Origin of the sequence: Microbacterium sp. C7(2022) (assembly GCF_028823665.1) — a bacterium.
Classification (GTDB): Bacteria; Actinomycetota; Actinomycetes; order Actinomycetales; family Microbacteriaceae; genus Microbacterium.
Window position 1 is genome coordinate 1 of the sequence record NZ_JAPEHV010000001.1, and the last position, 17,833, is coordinate 17,833.

The following is a 17,833-nucleotide window of genomic DNA, read 5'->3' on the forward strand; positions in this document are numbered from 1 at the left end:
CCAACCACCCCCAGGCAACAGCAGGAATGACACCACACGACGGGACTTGACCCGGAACGCTGGGTGGTCGGCTCGTGGGCGCGCCCACGTCGCTCCGCCCCCAGAATCGGTTGTAGCCGACAGCAGTTTGTGGGGGTAGAGCAGGCCGGTGGCCGATCCGCGCTCGCACCCGGAACTTCATCGCTCCGCCCCCAGATTCTGCTCCGTCCGGTGGCAGTTTGTGGGGGCGGAACGCTGGGTGGTCGGCTCGTGGGCGCGCCCACGTCGCTCCGCCCTCAGAATCGGTTGTAGCCGACAGCAGATCTTGGGGGTGGAGCGTCGGGAGAGTGGGGCCGAAGGGGCGCGGGGCGCGGGGAACCGCGCCCGGCGCCCGAGGTCAGTCGGCGGGCGTCAGGTTGAGCGTGTGCGTGGTGGCGGCATCCACCGCATCACGGGAGAACGCCCAGGGTGTGAGCTCGACCTTCTGCCACGCCTCGGTCTGATCGACGTAGTTCGGGTGGTAGGTGTGCCCGCTCGCGCCGGTGAGGTGGTTCCAGCCCGATGCGTCGAAGTCCGAGAGGTCAACGATCATGCGCATCGACGGCACGGTCACGGTGGCAAAGCTCGTGCCGACGTTCCACCCGGTCGCGTTCACGACTGAGCTTCCGCCGCCCGCCGGGTACGGGCCGCGATTGAACAGATACTCGATTGCGGCGATCCCCGACGACCCGAACGTGTCCGATGTGAGCGGCAAAGCGTGCAACGAGCCCCACGACCATCCCGACATGTTGCTGCCCGACAGTGAGACGAGTGTGTCGTAGGCGCCCTTCGCGCTGAGCGCGAGCATCTCTTCCTGGCTCGAGACACCCAGGGCGTCGTTGGTCCACCACTCTGACTCGGGGTCGTCAAGCAACTGGTCAACGACGAGGAACATGCGCGCCTGATCGGTCAACGGGGCGGGGTTCTCACGCCCGCGCGTGAACAGGTTCTGCGCGAGCTCGTCCCACAGGACGTTCGCGTACGCGGCGCCGGCGGAGGACGCATCGTTCTGAGCGTCCCATTGCCGTAGGAGGTCAAGCGCAGCATCCGGACCCTCTTCACCCAGCGACACGTCGAGGTACGCCGCGATGAGCCGCTTGCCGATCCAGAACTCGTTATCGGCGAGGATCTGCCGCAGTCCTTCGGCAGTGATGGGGCCCTCGGCGATCTTGCGCTCAAGCAGATCGGTGATGCGCGCGGCCCGGTAGCCGTAGTCCCAGTCGGAGGTCAGGAAGTATTCGTACGAGTCGTCGACGATCGCGTTATTGGCGGTCACGACGTAGCCGTCCTCGGGGTTGAGCACCACGGGGAGCTCCTCGAACGGGATGAAGCCGTCCCAATCGTAGGCAGAGTCCCATCCTGGCTGAGGCATCGAGCCATCGCCGGCGCCGCGAATCGGCAAGCGGCCGGGCGTCTGGTACCCGATGTTGCCGTCGACGTCGGCGTAGATCAGGTTCTGCGCCGGGACGTCAAACTTCTGCGCCGCGCCACGGAAGTCATCGAAGTTCTGCGCCAGGTTCAGGTCGAAAATCGCTGTCGCGGTGGTGCCGGGCTCAAGTGCCGTCCACCGCAGGCTGACCGCGTACTCGCCTTCGGGCGCACCTTCGGCCGGGGTGATGTCGCCGCCGCTGCCCACGTAGGGTTCCTCGGTGATGCTCGTGAAGTCCGAGGTCAGGCCCGAGACGATGGGGCCGTGCACCGTGCTTCGGATGGTGAGTTCGACGTCGTCACTACCGGCGACCTTGAGCGTTTCGGTGCGCACATCGAGAGGAATGAGTTCGCCATCGCGCCAATACGAGTCGCCGTCAACCTTCTCGAGGTACAGGTCGGTGACGTCGGTCGTGAGGTTCGTGAAGCCCCACGCGATGCGGTCGTTGTGGCCGATGATGACACCCGGCAACCCCGAGAAACTGAAGCCCGACACATCGAAGGGGCACGACTCGCTCACGGACGCGCACTTCAGGCCCACCTGGTACCAGACGCTGGGCAGTGAAGCGCCGAGGTGAGGGTCATTGGTAAGGAGTGGCATGCCGGTATCGGTATATGCGCCCGAGACAACCCACGAGTTCGAGCCGATGCCCTCGCCGGTGTCGCCGACGAGAGCCGAGACCGCTTCGATGACGCTACCGACTTCGGTCCATTCCAGCGACGCCGTCGATACCTCAGAGCCCTCGACGTGACCGCGAGCAGAAGCCGGCTGGGCAGCGGAGCCGACAGCGGGCACGTCCGAGATCACCGGCACGATTACCGGGTTCTCATCGAACGGGTACCCCGGGTACAGCCCGTCGATCTCTTCCGACGACAACGTCTGGGCGAGAACCGCGCGCTGCGTCTCATCCTCGATGTTGCTGCGGAGGTCCCAGGCCATCGCCTTCAGCCATGCGACCGAGTCCGCGGCCGTCCATGGCTCGATCTCGTAGTCACCGTTCTGTAGTCCGAGAACGGCATATTCGAACGAGACGTCGGCTCCGTCGTGCTCGGCGAGGTAGGCGTTCACGCCGTCGGCGTACGCGTCATAGTACGAACGCGTCGTGTCGTCGAGCGCCTCGACCTCTTGTTCGGCGACCTCACGCCAACCAAGGGTGCGCAGAAACTTGTCCGTCGCCAGTTGCGATTCGCCGAACAGTTCCGACAGCCGCCCGCTGGTCAGGTGCCGGCGGAAGTCCATCTCCCAGAAGCGATCCTGCGCGTGCACGTAGCCTTCGGCGAAGAACAGGTCGTCCGTGGTCTTCGCCGTGATGGTCGGGATGCCGCGCACGTCACGCTGCACGGTGACATCGGCGCCGAGCCCCGAGACGGTGACTGATCCCTCGAGCTGCGGGAACGAACGCTGCACTGTGTAGGCGAGGGTGCCGGCAGCGATGAGCGCAAGGATGATGACTCCGGCGACCACGCTGAAAACGGAGATGCCGACGATGCGACCCACCGAGCGGCGGGGTCGGGCAGTGGCCTCTTCGGGAGCGACCTCTTCGATCACGGGCTTCGACATTGAAGGGCTTTCGGGTTGTGGATCGCGCTCGCAGACATGCCGCGGGCGAGCCGCAGGTTCGGGTTGCGGCCTGAGGAATGCTAACCCGCATGACACAGGTAACCGAATCCGGCTTGGGTTTGCGCGCGCGAGACCTCTTGACGACGCACACGCGCGGTGCGACGGTGGAAGCATCCGACATTTCTGGGGAAAGGAGTCGGACGATGTCTATTCGCATGTCCAAGAGGGTCGCGGCCATGGGGGCCGTTGTTCCTCTCACGGCAGCCCTCGCTTTGGCAGGGGCCTCGCCAGCGCTCGCCTCGCAACCCGTCGATGGGAGCCACAAGGTCGCGTATTGCCACGCGACGCACAGCGCCAAGAATCCGTACGTCTACATCGAAACTGACAAGGTCGCGGTCATCCGCGCGCACGAGAAGCACCAGAATGACGAAGACATCATTCCGGCCTTCACGTACGTGTGGGATGGAGACACGGTGGTCTTCCCGGGACAAAATCAAGAGAATCAAGATGGCTACGTGATCCGCGACGGAACCTGCGAGAAGTCGGACGGCGGTGTCGGCTGACGCACACCACAAGAAAAACGGGTCGGACGCCGCAGCGCCCGACCCGTTTTGTGTACGTGGTGCTCAGTCGGTGCCGAAGTCGAATGCGGCGCCCTCGGATGCTTCGTCCACGGCATCCGCAAGAGATTCCTTCTCGGCGCCGAGCGGCGACGCGTGCTCCGTGATCTCGTCGGCTTCGCCCGCGGTCACACGGCCGACGAGTTCACCGGTCGGTCCGCCGATGAGGCCTGCGGCGGCATAGTGCTCGAGGCGTGCGCGCGAGTCGGCGATGTCGAGATTGCGCATCGTGAGCTGGCCGATGCGGTCGGTGGGGCCGAATGCGGCATCGCCGACGCGCTCCATCGAGAGCTTCTCGGGGCCGTACGACATGTGCGGCGCGGTGGTGTCGAGGATCGTGTAGTCCTCGCCGCGGCGCAGGCGCAGCGTCACGGTGCCCGAGATGGTCGACCCGACCCACTTCTGGACCGACTCGCGCAGCATGAGCGACTGCGGCTCGAGCCAGCGACCCTCATACATAAGGCGACCCAGCCGGCGGCCCTGCTCGTGATAGGTCGCGAGGGTGTCTTCGTTCAGGATGCTGTTGACCAGGCGCTCGTATGCGATGAACAGCAGCGCCATGCCGGGGGCCTCGTAGATGCCACGCGACTTCGCTTCGATGATGCGGTTTTCGATCTGGTCGCTCATTCCGAGTCCGTGACGACCGCCGATGCGGTTGGCCTCGAACACGAGAGCGACGGGGTCGCTGAACTCGCGCCCGTTGAGGGCCACGGGGCGGCCGGCGTCGAAGGTGACGGTGACGTCTTCGGTTTCGATCGCGACGGACGGGTCCCAGAAGCGCACGCCCATGATTGGCTCGACGGTCTCGAGCGAGACATCAAGGTGCTCGAGGGTCTTCGCCTCGTGCGTCGCGCCCCAGATGTTCGCGTCGGTCGAGTACGCCTTCTCGGCAGAGTCGCGATAGGGGAAGCCGTGCTCGACGAGCCATTCGCTCATCTCCTGGCGTCCACCCAGCTCGGTGACGAAGTCGGCATCCAACCAGGGCTTGTAGATGCGCAGCGCGGGATTGGCGAGCAGACCGTAGCGGTAGAAGCGCTCGATGTCGTTGCCCTTATAGGTCGAGCCGTCGCCCCAGATGTCGACGCCGTCCTCTTTCATTGCGCGCACAAGGAGGGTGCCGGTCACCGCGCGACCGATGGGCGTGGTGTTGAAGTAGGTGCGTCCGCCTGAGCGGATGTGGAACGCGCCGCACGCGAGAGCGCCGAAGCCTTCTTCGACGAGCGCGGTCTTGCAGTCGACCAGGCGCGAGACCTCGGCGCCGTACTCGAGAGCGCGCCCGGGGATCGACTCGATGTCGTCTTCATCGGGCTGACCGAGGTCACCCGTATAGGTGCACGGGACTGCGCCCTTATCGCGCATCCACGCGACCGCGACGGAGGTGTCGAGACCTCCCGAGAAGGCGATGCCGACGCGTTCGCCGACGGGCAGAGACTGAAGGACCTTCGACATGCGCTCCAGCCTACCGTCGCGCGGGATTCGGCCCGAAACGGGGTGAACGGCCTCTAGCGCTGGTCGCGTTGTAACAGATGCGCAACGTTCACACCTTTCACGCCCGTCACGCCTAGCACGGGGCAGGTGCTTACCCATAGGCTGGCGCGAGGTGTGGCGTACGGGAGGCTCTCAGGGAGATGGCACGACAGCATCCGCGTCAGCTCAGGCGTTGGTTGGCGGCACTGACCGCCGTCACGCTCGCCGCGGCATCCGTCCTCGTCGGGGTCGCCCCCGCCGCCTTCGCCGCGGACGGCGATGTGCAGGTCACCAAGACCGCCAGCGTCAGCGAGGTCGTACCCGGCCAGACCTTCAGCTACAGCATCGTGGTGTCGTGCACCTCGATCACCACGGGTTGTAACGACGCAGTGCTCACCGACTCGGTTCCGGGTGAGCTCATCGTCAACAGCGTCACGATCGGCGCCGGCCTCAGCGGCACCTCGAGCGTCGACGGGCAGGACGTCGAAGTCGACTTCGACATGCCGACGGCCAGCGGCGGGTCAGGCATCCCCGGCGGTACCACCGGCATCATCACAATCAGCGTCACGGTCCGTGACCCGCTGCCGTATGAACTGAACGGCACGACTCTTACAAATACTGCTGTGACGGATGCTTCGACGCAGACCTCTGGTCCGCTGGACTCTTCCGCCGATGTCACGCTCGTGATCCCGCTCGACCTCGATGTCGACACGTCGAAGACCATGGATCCCGCGAGCGCCGTCGCAACGCCGGGGCTGCCGGTGACGGCGACCGTGAGCGCACAGAACACCTCGAACGCGAACGTCGACACCGTCACCCTGACCGACCCCGTCGATCCCACGGCCGCGGACAACCCGTTCGACGTCCTGCCTTTCACGGGTATCGGTACCGTCACCTACCCCGACGGCGCGGAGACCGCACAGGTGCTGGTGTGGGATGACACCACTCAGGCCTGGGTTCCCGGCCCGGTCGTCACCGCTCCGGATCAGCCCACTGCCCCGGCGTCGGTCGACCCCGCCGACGTTAAGGGTGTGCAGGTCGTCTTCACGTCGACCGATGACCCCGGAATCGCCGCGGGCTCGACCGGTTCGGCCGAGATCGGCATGGAGCAGCCCGACGACGTTCAGGAACTCCCGACGACCACCGTCACCAACACGGTTGACGGCACGGTGGATCTCGACGGCAACACCGACAGTGACGATGCCTCGGCTACTCACGAGATCGTGGCCGAAGATATCGACATCACGGCGTCGAAGGAATTCGATCCCAATGAGGTAGCGGCGGGCGACTCGAGCACCGCGACGATCACGGCCACCAACGACAGCGACTTCGCGTTGACGGACATGACCATCACCGAGCCTGCGCTCACCGACCCCGACGATCCGTACGCCGGTGGCTTCGATGCCTCTATGGCCTTCGGCGGTTTCACCGACGGTATCGATTACCCGCAGGGTGCGACCGGCGCGTCGATCACCTACTACTACGACGACGGCACCTCAGAGGGCCCGCTCGACTTCGCAGATGGCGCCGAGCCGCCGGCGCCCAGTGGCACCGTTGTGCGGTTCGAGATCACGTTCACCGGAGACATCGCATCCGGGGGTTCTACTGAGATCCCGTTCGACGTGGACACCGATCCCGACCAGGCGGGCTATCCGGCCACGATCACGAACGTCGCCACCGTTGATGGCACCGGCCCTGCAGGTGGAAATGTCTCGGTGGACGTCGACGATGACCTCCTCGTCTACGAAAAGCACCTCGAGACGATCATGGACAAGTCGATCTACCCCTCGGAGATTCTGGATCGCCCGGGCGAGTGGGTTCTTGTCACGCTGTCGGGCCAGCTCGCTCCGTTCCCCGGATCGACGACGGATGCCACGGAGATCGTGGTGCAAGAGCCGCAGACTGTTCCCTACGACGTCGATGGGACGTTCTGGGACAAGTTCGACGCCACTGAGATCACCAACACCGCGGTGCCGCCGAACACCACGATGACGATCAACTATTGGAACGGCAGCGAGTGGGTGCCGCTCCTCGACGAGAACGGCGACCCCGTCTCGGTCGAAGGGCCCGTCGACAACTTCACGATGGAGCTCACTCCCGAGCAGCAGGAAGAGATCGAGGGCCTGCAGTTCGTCTACACCGCTGACGATGGTTCATCTCTCCCGCCGGGAACGACGGTTGCCCCGCACTTCACGGCCGAGATCCGTGATAGCGAGCGCGACACCACCACGACGTTCCCGGACGACCCTGACGGCCCGACCTACGCGATCGAGAACTGCGGTAGCAGTTCGGCCTCCGGCGAAGACGGTCTGCAGTCCACGTTCGCGGCCACAGCCGCCGACTGCGATGAGATCAACCTTGACCCGTTCGACCCCGACGAGGGGCCGGACGCGCTGGACAAGGACATCAGCCCGAACACGGTCGTTGCCCGCTCGCAAGACAATGTGCGCGCGCACCTGTACTGGTCGACGGGCGGGTTGAGTGGCGTCGACCAGATGGTGATTCAGGACGAGTCCGCACCTCCCGTGCTCACGGGGGACCCTGACGAGGATGCCGCGGCGCTCGCCGGGTCGTTCTACGACGCCTTCGACCTCATCAGCATCGACGCGATCACGCCCGAGATGGACCCGCACCTGCAGTACGACCAGATCGTGGCAATTGAGATCTGGGATGGAACCTCATGGGGGCCGATCGTCAACGACCCGTGTCCGTGTGACGGATCCTTCCCGGGAGTGACGCTGCAGAACCCCGAACGCGCGGCCGCGCTGGCGGTTCGCTTGGTCTTCGAGGAAGGCTCGGGTCGAGTGGATGCCACGGATCCGACCGCGCCGCCCGTGGGCAGTGGGGTCAGCCGCTCGAGCGGAAACGATCGTGAAGTGTCGCTGCACTTCCGTCTGCGCGATGAGCGTCGTTCTGACGGATCGCCGGTCATGGGCTACCAGGACTACAACATCGACGATGACGACCCCACGATCGGTACGGTGCTCGACGTTGCTAATGCGACGGGAACCGATGCGTCCGGCGAGACGGTGATCGACACCGACGATGCCGACACGATCGCAATCCTCGACGTGCCGCTGAACGTCAACCTCACCAAGACATGGTCGAACAGCCCGTTCGGTCTGCCGATCGAGGGCACGACGCAGGCCGACTATCCGACCGGTCGCGTGACGCTGGACGTACAGAACCTGACCGCAACGAAGGTTGACCATCTGCGGATCGAGGATCCGACACCGGGTGCGCCTGAGACGCCTTTCGAGTACTTCGACCTCCTGTTCTTCTCGACGATTTCGACGCCGAGTGGTGCGGATGCCGCCCAGACGACGGTGACGTTGGCGCGCGATGTCGATGGCGATGGCGTGGCCGACTCGACTTCTGTCCTCACACGGGATGAGGCGCTTACCCTTGGCCCGGCGTTCCTGGCCAACGTGGTGGGAGTAACGGTCGATTTCTACGGTCGCATTGACTCCGATGCGCACGGAGTGGTCGTCATGGACCTTCGGCTTCGCACCGAGACACGCTCGTCGACCCCGATCGTGCTCGATTCAACGACGGACCCGATACCGGATCCGCTGACGAACTATGCCCTCGCCACGGTCGAGGACGCCGGCGGCGGAGTCGACGGAGAGAACGTCACCGAGGCAGATGCGAGCGCGACTGTCGAGTTCGATCAGCTCAACCTCGAGGTTGCCGGCGAGAAGGTCTTCACCCCCGACGAACAAACTGAGCCCGACGACTCACCAGTGGTGATGACCCTTTCGGTGCAGCCGCAAGGGTCTGCGAGGACGGGCGCGACCCGCATCACCGACCGCGACGAGAGCTTCTGGAACGCGTTCGACTACGTCGGCATCGACCCGTCGTTCGTGCTCACCGACCCGATCAACCGGGTGCGCATGGATGTCCTCACCGGTGTGACCTACACGGTGGTCGGCGACACCATCGTCGCCACCGGTGGGGCGTGGCAGAACGGTCAGACCCTGACCGAGGAAGAATTCCTCGCCGACCCGCTTCCGTTCGGCGTCACCGAGGATGAGATCCAGGGTGTGCGCTTCTCGTTCACGCAGCTCGATGATCAGGGCAACCCGGTGCAGTGGGAGAACCCCACCAACCCACGTCAGGACGTCCCCGTGCTGGTACAGCGTCGCGGCGAACTGCGTACCGGTGGGGAGGTGCCCTCGGACCGTGCAGACCTGGCACCCGCCCCCGACGAGGCGGCTCCCGGTGAGTTCACGAACGACATCAACGTGTACGCCTGCGCCATCCTCGGCCCCTCGTGTGACCAAGAGGATGCCAGCAGCCCCAACGTGGTCAGCGCTGCGGCATCCGACACGATCTATTACCGTCACCTCCCCAGTGCGGTGACGATCGAAAAGACGCCGGACGCGGGCGAGCAGGTGTTCCCCGGCGCCGTGATCCCGTACACGATCTCGGTGACTAACACGGGCGAGTGGCCGATCGAGAACCCCGTCATCACGGACGAGCCTGACGCGGGTGTGCTGATGCTTGATCCCGATGCGGGGGATGCCGGCCCGTACGCCTACGCCCTCTCGGGGACGCCGGCAGGGTCGACGGGACTCCCGATGCCGGTAGACCCGGCTGACGTGACCGTCACGGTCAGCGGTGAGCTCTACACCTTCACCTTCCCCGAAGGCACCAACCTTGAGGTCGGCGAGACCTACACCATCACGATCGACATGGTCACGGTGCCCGGTGTGCCCGCGAACACCGTCATCAACAACGATGCGGGGGTCTCGGGCGACCGTATCTTCGACGAGTGCAACGGGACGGGCCCGGCCACGTCGACGTGTGAGACCACGACGAATGTCCAGGTCCTCTCGGCCGGCGCCGCGCGCTCGGGCAAGCTCGTGCGCACCGTCGACGACGAGTTGGGTCAGTTCAACAGCAACACGGGTGAGGACTGTGGACCGGTCACCAACCCGGACCTCGTTCCGGACGGTGAGACGTTCTACACCGCCACCTGCGTGCCAATCTCCAAGCCCGGCGGTGAGGTCGTGTGGCGCATGGCTATCGCGAACACCGGAAACATCCCGATGGATCGGTTGATGCTCGTTGACCGACTTCCCACCCCGGGTGACACCGGCGCGATCAGCGACATCGAGCGAGGGAGCCAGTGGAGTCCGATCTTCATTCCCGGCAGCATCGAGTTCCCCGACCGGCAGCCGACGTCTTGGAGCTACCGCGTCACCACGGGTGATGTGTGCACCGATGATCTCTCCGTGACCGAATGGGACACGTGCCCCGCTGGCGAGTGGGTCGAAGCCGGGGACGTCCAGGACGCGGCCACGATCACTGGCGTGCAGACTTTGATCGATCTCTCGGGTCAACCTCTGATGCCCGGCGAGATCCTCCTCATGGACGCTCGCAGCATCACCCCCGCCGAATCGGAGACCGCGGGAACGAACACCATCGCGTGGAACACCGTGGCCACCGGCGCACACGTGACGCTCCCACAGAGCACGGGTTCGCAGGACATGGTCCCTGTGGAAGGGACGAAGACCGGTGTCGCCCTGGCGACCGGTGACCTCGAGGTGCTGAAGACTACGAGCGGCCCCGGCGAGGACTTCGCTCCCGACCCACTCACGGTGACACTGCAGTGTGTCTCGGCGGTCGGTACTCCTGTGGAGACAGAGCTCGATCCGATCACGCTGCAGCTCACGCCCGATGTTGCACAGCCGGTCGAGGACCTTCCGTACGGCGCCGAGTGCGAGATCGTCGAGGGCGACAATGGTCAGATCTCCTCGTCGGGTACCGGCGGCGTGGTCGTCGGCCCGGACAACCCCGAAGGCTCACCCGTGGGTGAGGCGACCCTCGACAACTACTACGACGTCGCGGGACTCGAGATCTCGAAGAGCGTGGAGTCTGAGGCCGTCGACCAGGACGGCACTCCCATCGAGTACGGTCTCTTCACTGTCGCGGTGACGTGCACGTTCGTCGGCGAGGTCGTCCTTGCCGACGGCTACGCCGTGAGCCCGATGATCATTTCGCTGGATGCCGATGAAACCGTCACACTCACGGGGCTCCCCGCGAACGCGACCTGCATGGTGGGTGAGACCGACACCGACGGCGCGGAGAGCACGACGACGACGGGCACGAACGCCGATGGCGACGTGCCGGCCACCGACGACACGTCGATCACGATCGTGCTGACCCCCGACGCCGACAACGCCGTCACCAACGCTGTCGAGTTCGACAACGTGTTCGGCGACGGATCGCTGGTGCTCACCAAGGTGGTCGAGCCGGCGGATTCGCCATTTGCCGAGGGACCGTACCTGGTGCAGGTCGATTGCGTCCTCGACGGTGAGTCCACGTGGTCCGACGAGATCGTGCTCGGGCCCGACCCGAACGACGCGTCAGTCCCGGCCACCGTGCAGATCGACGGGATTGCCACGGGCTCGGAATGCACCGTCGTCGAGACGGATGACGGCAACGCGACGACGACGACCATCGAGACCTCACCGGTGACGATCGTCAGCGACGAATCGGTCAACGTCACGATCACCAACACGTTCGCCGAGGGCAGTGCCACCGTGAAGAAGGACTTCGCCGGTGACACGAGCTGGGCCGACTCGGCCTTCGACGTCACGATCACGTGCATCGACGTGACGAGCGGTGAACTGTTCGTCGTGATCCCCGGTGGGGCAGTGCGCACCCTGGACGAGTCGAACAGCTACACGACGACGTACGAGCGGCTTCCCGCCGGCGCATACTGCATCCTCAACGAGACCGATCCCGGCAACTCGGCCAGCAGTGAGATCTACGACGATGCCACCGGCGAGCCGGTCAGCTTCTGGCAGGTCCAGGGCGATGTCGAGCGTTCGTTCACCGTGGTGAACACGTTCGAGGTCGGCAGCATCGACGTCACCAAGGAATCCTCCGGCGACGGCGAGGGTCTGTGGGATGACGCCGAGTTCACCGTGTCGCTGTCGTGCACGGCCGAAATTGACGGAATCGTCACTGAGATCGACATTCCCGGTGGCCCAACCCGCACGGTCACCGTCGGTGAGACGGTGACCTACGAGGCGCTTCCGCCGGGTGCGGAGTGCACGGTCACTGAGATCGACGACGGTGGGGCGAGCAGCTCCGTCATCACGCCCAACGGCGGCGAGATCGTCGTTGGTGGACCGGATGAGCCCGTACTCGTGACGGTGGACAACACGTTTGATGTCGGCCAGTTGGTCGTCACGAAGACGCTGTCGGGGGATGCCGCGGACTGGGCCGTCATCGGAAGCTTCGACATCGACCTGTCGTGCACGTGGAATGGCGAGACAATCGATATTCTCGGCGGCTCGGCGCGCACGCTCTCTGCTGCGGGCGCCTTCACGACGACGTACGACGATCTGCCCGACGGCGCTGAATGCACCGTCACCGAGACGGACGACTCGGGTGCCGCGGCGGTGACCCTCACGCCCAACGATGGCACGGTCACGATCGAGCCCGGCGCCGAGGTCGACGTCACTGTCGACAACCGCTTCGACGATGGCGCGATCGCGCTGCACAAGACGGTGGTGTCGGATGCAGTGGATGCCGAGGGCGAGCCGATCGGATACGGTCCCTTCGAGCTCAGCGTCGATTGCACGTTCCTGGGTGCCCCGGTGTGGGGTGACGGATACACCGCGTCACCGATGGTGATCACGATCGATGCCGACGCAGATGCCGAGATCACGGGTTTGCCGGCAGGCTCGGAGTGCACCGTGTCGGAGACCGATAGTGATGACGCAGCTGGCGTCGTCATCTCGGGCACGACAGCGGATGGAGACATCACGCCGTCGGATGAGACAGGAGTGACCTTTGTGGTCTCGCCGCTCGACGAAGGCCAGACCACAGTCGAGATCGACGTGGAGAACACCTTCGACAGTGGCTCGCTGACCCTCGAGAAGGTCATCGACCCGGTCGATTCGCCCTTCGCGTCGGGTCCCTACACGGTGGCGGTCTCATGCGCCCTCGATGGGGACGTGACCTGGGCGGGTGACGTCGTGTTCGACGCGGCATCCGATGACCCGAGCACCGCAGACGACGACACGGACTTCACCGCGACGATCGAGAACATTGCAACGGGCTCTGAGTGCTCGTTCGAAGAGACCGACATGGGATACGCGGACGAGTACACGATCGACCCCACGACGGTGGTCATCGGTTCGGGCGCGGACGAGGTGGTGACCGTCACCGTGACGAACACATACCTCGAAGGCAGCGTGACGGTGCAGAAGGTGCTGGAGGGTGACACCTACTGGGCGCCCGACAGCTTCGCCATCACGATCGACTGCACCGACCCGGACTTCCCGGAGCGGGTCATCGAGATTCCCGGTGGTGCCGATCGCACGCTCGACGAGTCGAACGGATACGCGACGACGTACTCGCCGCTTCCCGTCGGAGCCGAGTGTGAACTGACGGAAACGGACGACGGGTACGCCTCGTCCACTGTGTTCGAAGATGCCAACGGCCAGCCCGTGGACACCTGGACCGTGACCGAGGACGACGACCTGCAGTTCACGCTCGTCAACACGTTCGTGACCGATGAGATCGAGGTGACCAAGATCGCCTCGGGTGACGGAGCAGAGCTCTGGGCGACGGACACGTTCACGGTGCATCTCGACTGCACGTGGAACGGTGAGCCGATCGAGATCCCCGGCGGTGCTGATCGCACGCTTCAGATCACCGGCGACCCGGCGACGTCGACCGTTGTGTACGAGCAGCTGCCACCCGGCGCCGAGTGCGAGGTCACCGAGCCTGACACCGGCGGTGCCAGCAGCTTCACGATCGAGCCGAACGACGGGGAAGACACCGCCGTGGGTACGGTCACCGTGGGTGACGGCGACGAGCCGGTCGCCGTGACGATCGACAACACGTTCGATGTCGGCGAGATCGTCGTGACGAAGGAGATCACCGGTGACGGTGCCGACTGGGTCAACGGCGAGGAGGGCATCGTCGCCGAGTTCGAGGTCACCCTTTCGTGCACCTGGAACGGCGGAGAGATCGAGATTCCGGGCGGGGCGGTGCGCACGTTGTCGACAGACACCGCCATGAGCACCACGTACGAGGATCTTCCCGACGGCGCAGAGTGCGTGCTCGAAGAGACCGACAGTGCGAGCGCATCCGAGGTGACGATCACACCGGCCGGCGGCGAGGTCGTGGTCGAGCCGGGTGCCGAGGTCACCATCGACGTCGAGAACCGTTACGACGTCGGCGGGATCGACGTGCGCAAGGTGATCATCGGCGCCGGCGGCGAGCTCGGCAGCAACGCGAACTTCGTCGTATCGCTGTCGTGCACGTGGGAGATCCAGGGCGAAACGGTGGAGATCGACATTCCCGGACCCCTGCCCTTCCCCGCGCTGCGACTGCTCAACGAAGCCAACGGATACGCCAATTCGTATGAGGGCCTTCCGAACGGCGCTGAGTGTGTACTCAGTGAGGTCGAGAGCGGCGGTGCGACCGGAGTCATCATTGTGACTCGTGACGGCACGAATGCCCTCGACGGCACCGTCACGGTGACGGAGAACAGCAGCGTGGAGATGGTCGTCATCAACGTCTTCGCGTCGGGCGATCTGATCATCGAAAAGCAGGTCACGGGCGACGGCGCCGAATACTTCGGCCAGGGCCCCTTCACGGTGCACGTGACGTGCACCCTCGAAGAGGACCTGCTTCCAAGGCTCACCGTGTACGACGAGGACGTGATTCTCGGGGGCGATCAGCCACTTGAAGCGACGATCACGGGCATCCCGACGGGATCCGAGTGCACGGTGACCGAAACGGATTCGGCACGCGCCAACGAGGTGACGATCGAACCGGCGTCCGTGGTGATCGGCGGGCCGCTCGCTGACCCGGTGACCGTGACGGTGACCAACACCTTCCTGATCGGTCAGGTGACGGTCGAGAAGGTGATCACTGGCGGCGGAGCAGACGAGTTCGGTGCAGGGCCGTTCGAGGTCACGCTCCAATGCATCGATCCCGAGACCGGCGACGTGTGGACGAACATCCCCGGCGGGGCCGTTCGTACACTCGACGACTCCAACGAGTACTCCACCACGTACGAAGCGCTCCCGGTGGGCGTGTGGTGTGGTGTCGCCGAGACCGATGACGGTGGGGCGGATGCTACGCGTCTGCTCGACGCTGATGGGAACGAGATCCCGCAGGTCGACCTGACGGGGGAGAGCACCGACGGGTACTACGAGATCCTCGACAGCACCGAGCTGATGTTCACGCTCGAGAACACCTTCGAGCCGCCGCTGCCGGCGACGGGTCTCGACGCGCGCGTGATCGGCTTCGCGGGTGGACTGGCGGCAATCATGATCGCCGCCGGACTGGTATTCGTCCTACGACGTCGCGAGGTGTAGTGAAATGCGGTGGCATGGATGCCCCCCGATAGGATGGGGTGTAACCGTCTCGACTACGGGGGGAATCCATGCCAGGCATCGTGATCGTCGGCGTTCAGTGGGGTGACGAGGGCAAGGGCAAGGCGACTGACCTCCTCGGTGAGCGCACCGACTGGGTGGTGAAGTTCAACGGCGGTAACAACGCCGGCCACACCGTCGTCATCGGCGACGAGAAGTACGCGCTCCACCTGCTACCGAGTGGCATCCTCTCCCCGGGGGTGAACGCCGTCATCGGCAACGGCGTCGTAGTCGACCTCGAAGTGCTCTTCGCGGAACTCGATGCCCTCCAGGCTCGCGGGCTCGACACCTCGCGACTGCGTGTGAGCGCCAACGCCCATATCATCACGCAGTACCACCGCACGATCGACAAGGTCACCGAGCGATTCCTCGGTAAGCGCCAGATCGGCACCACCGGTCGCGGAATCGGGCCAGCCTACGCCGACAAGATCAACCGCGTGGGCATTCGGGTACAGGACCTCTTCGACGAGAACATCCTGCGCCAAAAGGTCGAGGGCGCCCTCGACCAGCGCAACCACATGCTCGTCACGCTCTTCAATCGGCGCGCGATCACCCCGGACGAGATCGTTGACGATCTGCTCTCTTACGCCGAGCGCCTGCGGCCGATGGTCGCCGACACCGGCTTGCTGCTCAATCGTGCGCTCGATGACGGTGACGTCGTGGTCTTCGAGGGCGGTCAAGCGACCATGCTCGACGTCGACCACGGTACCTACCCGTTCGTCACTTCCTCATCCGCCACGGCCGGTGGCGCCGCGACGGGCTCGGGAGTCGGACCCAACCGCCTCGACCGCATCGTCGGAATCGTGAAGGCGTACACGACGCGTGTGGGATCGGGTCCGTTCCCCACCGAGCTCTTCGACGAGAACGGCGACTTCCTGCGAAAGCGCGGGTTCGAATTCGGTACGACCACCGGGCGGCCGCGTCGTGTCGGCTGGTATGACGCGCCGATCACCCGCTACGCCACGCGCATCAACGGCATCACCGATCTCGTGCTCACCAAGCTCGATATCCTGAGCGGTCTCGACAAGATTCCGGTCTGTGTCGCATACGACGTGGATGGCGAGCGGTTCGACGAGGTCCCCGTCAACCAGTCTGACTTCCACCACGCCACCCCGATTCTCGAGTACTTCCCGGGCTGGAAGGGTGACATCTCGAAGGCACGCACGTTCGAGGACCTGCCCATCGAGGCACAGGAGTACGTGCTCGCACTCGAGGCGATGAGCGGCACCCGCATTTCGGTGATCGGCGTCGGCCCCGCCCGCGACGCGGTGATCGTCCGCCACGACCTCGTCGACTGATGCGCTTCCTGCTGGGCGGGTACACGCCCGACATGGACGGCCGCGCATCGGGGATCGGGATGCTGGTGGCTGGCGAGCCGGATTCTTCTCTCGCCGGCGGCCCGCTGTCGTTCCAGGGCACGGTGGCCGAGGCTGACTCGCCGTCGTGGGTTGCCGCGCACCCCTCTCTCGATGTGGTGTACGCCGCGATCGAGAAGACGGGCGCCGTCCAGGCGTATCGACGCACGGGGGAAGCATCTTTCACCGCGTTCGGAGATGCCGTCAACGCGGGCGAAGCGACCTGTCATGTCGCCGTCGCGCCAGACGGCTCGTCGCTGATCGCCAGCTGCTGGGGCGACGGGCGTGTCGTGCACATCGATGTCGACTCCGCCGGGACGCCGCGTGCCTCCGCTTTGGGTGCCGCCGCTGCCGATCCGTACGCAGGCTTCGAGGAGCGCGTGTCACGCGCCCACTCCGCACGCTTCCTGCCGGATGGACGCATCGCGACTGCGGATCTCGGGTTCGACCTGATCAGGTTCTGGCGCGGGAGCCGCGATGGCCTGGTTCTCGACCACGAGGTCGTGTTGCCCCGCGGCAGTGGCCCGCGCCACATGGTGTTGCACCCGAGCGGCCACCTGCACGTGGTCACCGAGTATTCGTGTGAGGTGTTCACGCTCGCCGAGGGGCGCGATGGCCGCTGGGCCGTGATTGGCGGTACGCCACTGGGCGGCCTGCCCGGCGACGCGGCGGCCGAGCTTGCGCGCTCACGCGACGGCGAGTACTTGTACGCGGGCCTGCGCGGCAGCAACACCATTGCGGTGTTGCGCGTGCGTGACGGCGGCGACCGCACCGAGGCGGTCGCGCTGGTCGACTCGGGCGTCAACTGGCCGCGCCACCACCTCGTGGTTCGCGACACACTCCTCGTGGGTGGTCAGCTGTCCGACGAAGTCGTCTCGCTCTCGCTCGATATCCGCACCGGCGTTCCGGGGCGTCCGCGCCACCGGGTGGAGGCGCCGTCGGTGACGTGCCTCCTCCCGGTGAGCGCCGCGTGAC

The 17,833-nt window shown here is 65.3% G+C and carries 6 protein-coding genes; 4 read left to right on the top strand and 2 right to left on the bottom strand.

Annotated elements, in window-relative coordinates:
* Positions 1–376: 376 nt before the first annotated feature.
* Positions 377–3,007, bottom strand: coding sequence for a penicillin acylase family protein (locus ON062_RS00005; RefSeq protein ID WP_274645085.1), 2,631 nt, complete (start codon positions 3,005–3,007; stop codon positions 377–379).
* 203 nt (positions 3,008–3,210) lie between these two features.
* On the opposite strand from ON062_RS00005, the gene ON062_RS00010 reads away from it, so the two are divergent.
* Positions 3,211–3,570, top strand: a complete 360-nt coding sequence (locus ON062_RS00010; RefSeq protein WP_274645086.1) for a hypothetical protein — start codon at positions 3,211–3,213, stop codon at positions 3,568–3,570.
* A 63-nt stretch (positions 3,571–3,633) separates the two neighbouring features.
* Here ON062_RS00010 and argG read toward each other — a convergent pair whose 3' ends face one another.
* On the bottom strand, positions 3,634–5,076 hold the full coding sequence (argG, locus tag ON062_RS00015) for an argininosuccinate synthase (RefSeq protein WP_274645087.1): 1,443 nt from the start codon (positions 5,074–5,076) through the stop codon (positions 3,634–3,636).
* 179 nt (positions 5,077–5,255) lie between these two features.
* Between argG and ON062_RS00020 the strand changes: the two genes are divergently transcribed.
* The 3 genes from ON062_RS00020 to ON062_RS00030 all read left to right on the top strand — a co-directional run bounded on the left by ON062_RS00020 (position 5,256) and on the right by ON062_RS00030 (position 17,832).
* The gene (locus tag ON062_RS00020) at positions 5,256–15,446 is read left to right on the top strand and encodes a DUF5979 domain-containing protein (protein ID WP_274645088.1); all 10,191 of its coding nucleotides are present in this window, start codon (positions 5,256–5,258) and stop codon (positions 15,444–15,446) included.
* A gap of 68 nt (positions 15,447–15,514) precedes the next feature.
* The gene (locus ON062_RS00025; RefSeq protein ID WP_274645089.1) at positions 15,515–16,801 is read left to right on the top strand and encodes an adenylosuccinate synthase; all 1,287 of its coding nucleotides are present in this window, start codon (positions 15,515–15,517) and stop codon (positions 16,799–16,801) included.
* A complete protein-coding gene (locus tag ON062_RS00030) occupies positions 16,801–17,832 on the top strand; it encodes a beta-propeller fold lactonase family protein (protein ID WP_274645090.1) in 1,032 nt (343 codons plus the stop codon). Before ON062_RS00025 ends, ON062_RS00030 begins: the two co-directional genes overlap by 1 nt.
* The last annotated feature ends 1 nt before the right edge of the window (position 17,833 follow it).

Bases quoted from the DNA above. Each gene is read 5' to 3' on its own strand.
- ON062_RS00005 (WP_274645085.1), bottom strand. From the start codon at position 3,007: ATGTCGAAGCCCGTGATCGAAGAGGTCGCTCCCGAAGAGGCCACTGCC.
- ON062_RS00010 (WP_274645086.1), top strand. From the start codon at position 3,211: ATGTCTATTCGCATGTCCAAGAGGGTCGCGGCCATGGGGGCCGTTGTT.
- argG (WP_274645087.1), bottom strand. From the start codon at position 5,076: ATGTCGAAGGTCCTTCAGTCTCTGCCCGTCGGCGAACGCGTCGGCATC.
- ON062_RS00020 (WP_274645088.1), top strand. From the start codon at position 5,256: ATGGCACGACAGCATCCGCGTCAGCTCAGGCGTTGGTTGGCGGCACTG.
- ON062_RS00025 (WP_274645089.1), top strand. From the start codon at position 15,515: ATGCCAGGCATCGTGATCGTCGGCGTTCAGTGGGGTGACGAGGGCAAG.
- ON062_RS00030 (WP_274645090.1), top strand. From the start codon at position 16,801: ATGCGCTTCCTGCTGGGCGGGTACACGCCCGACATGGACGGCCGCGCA.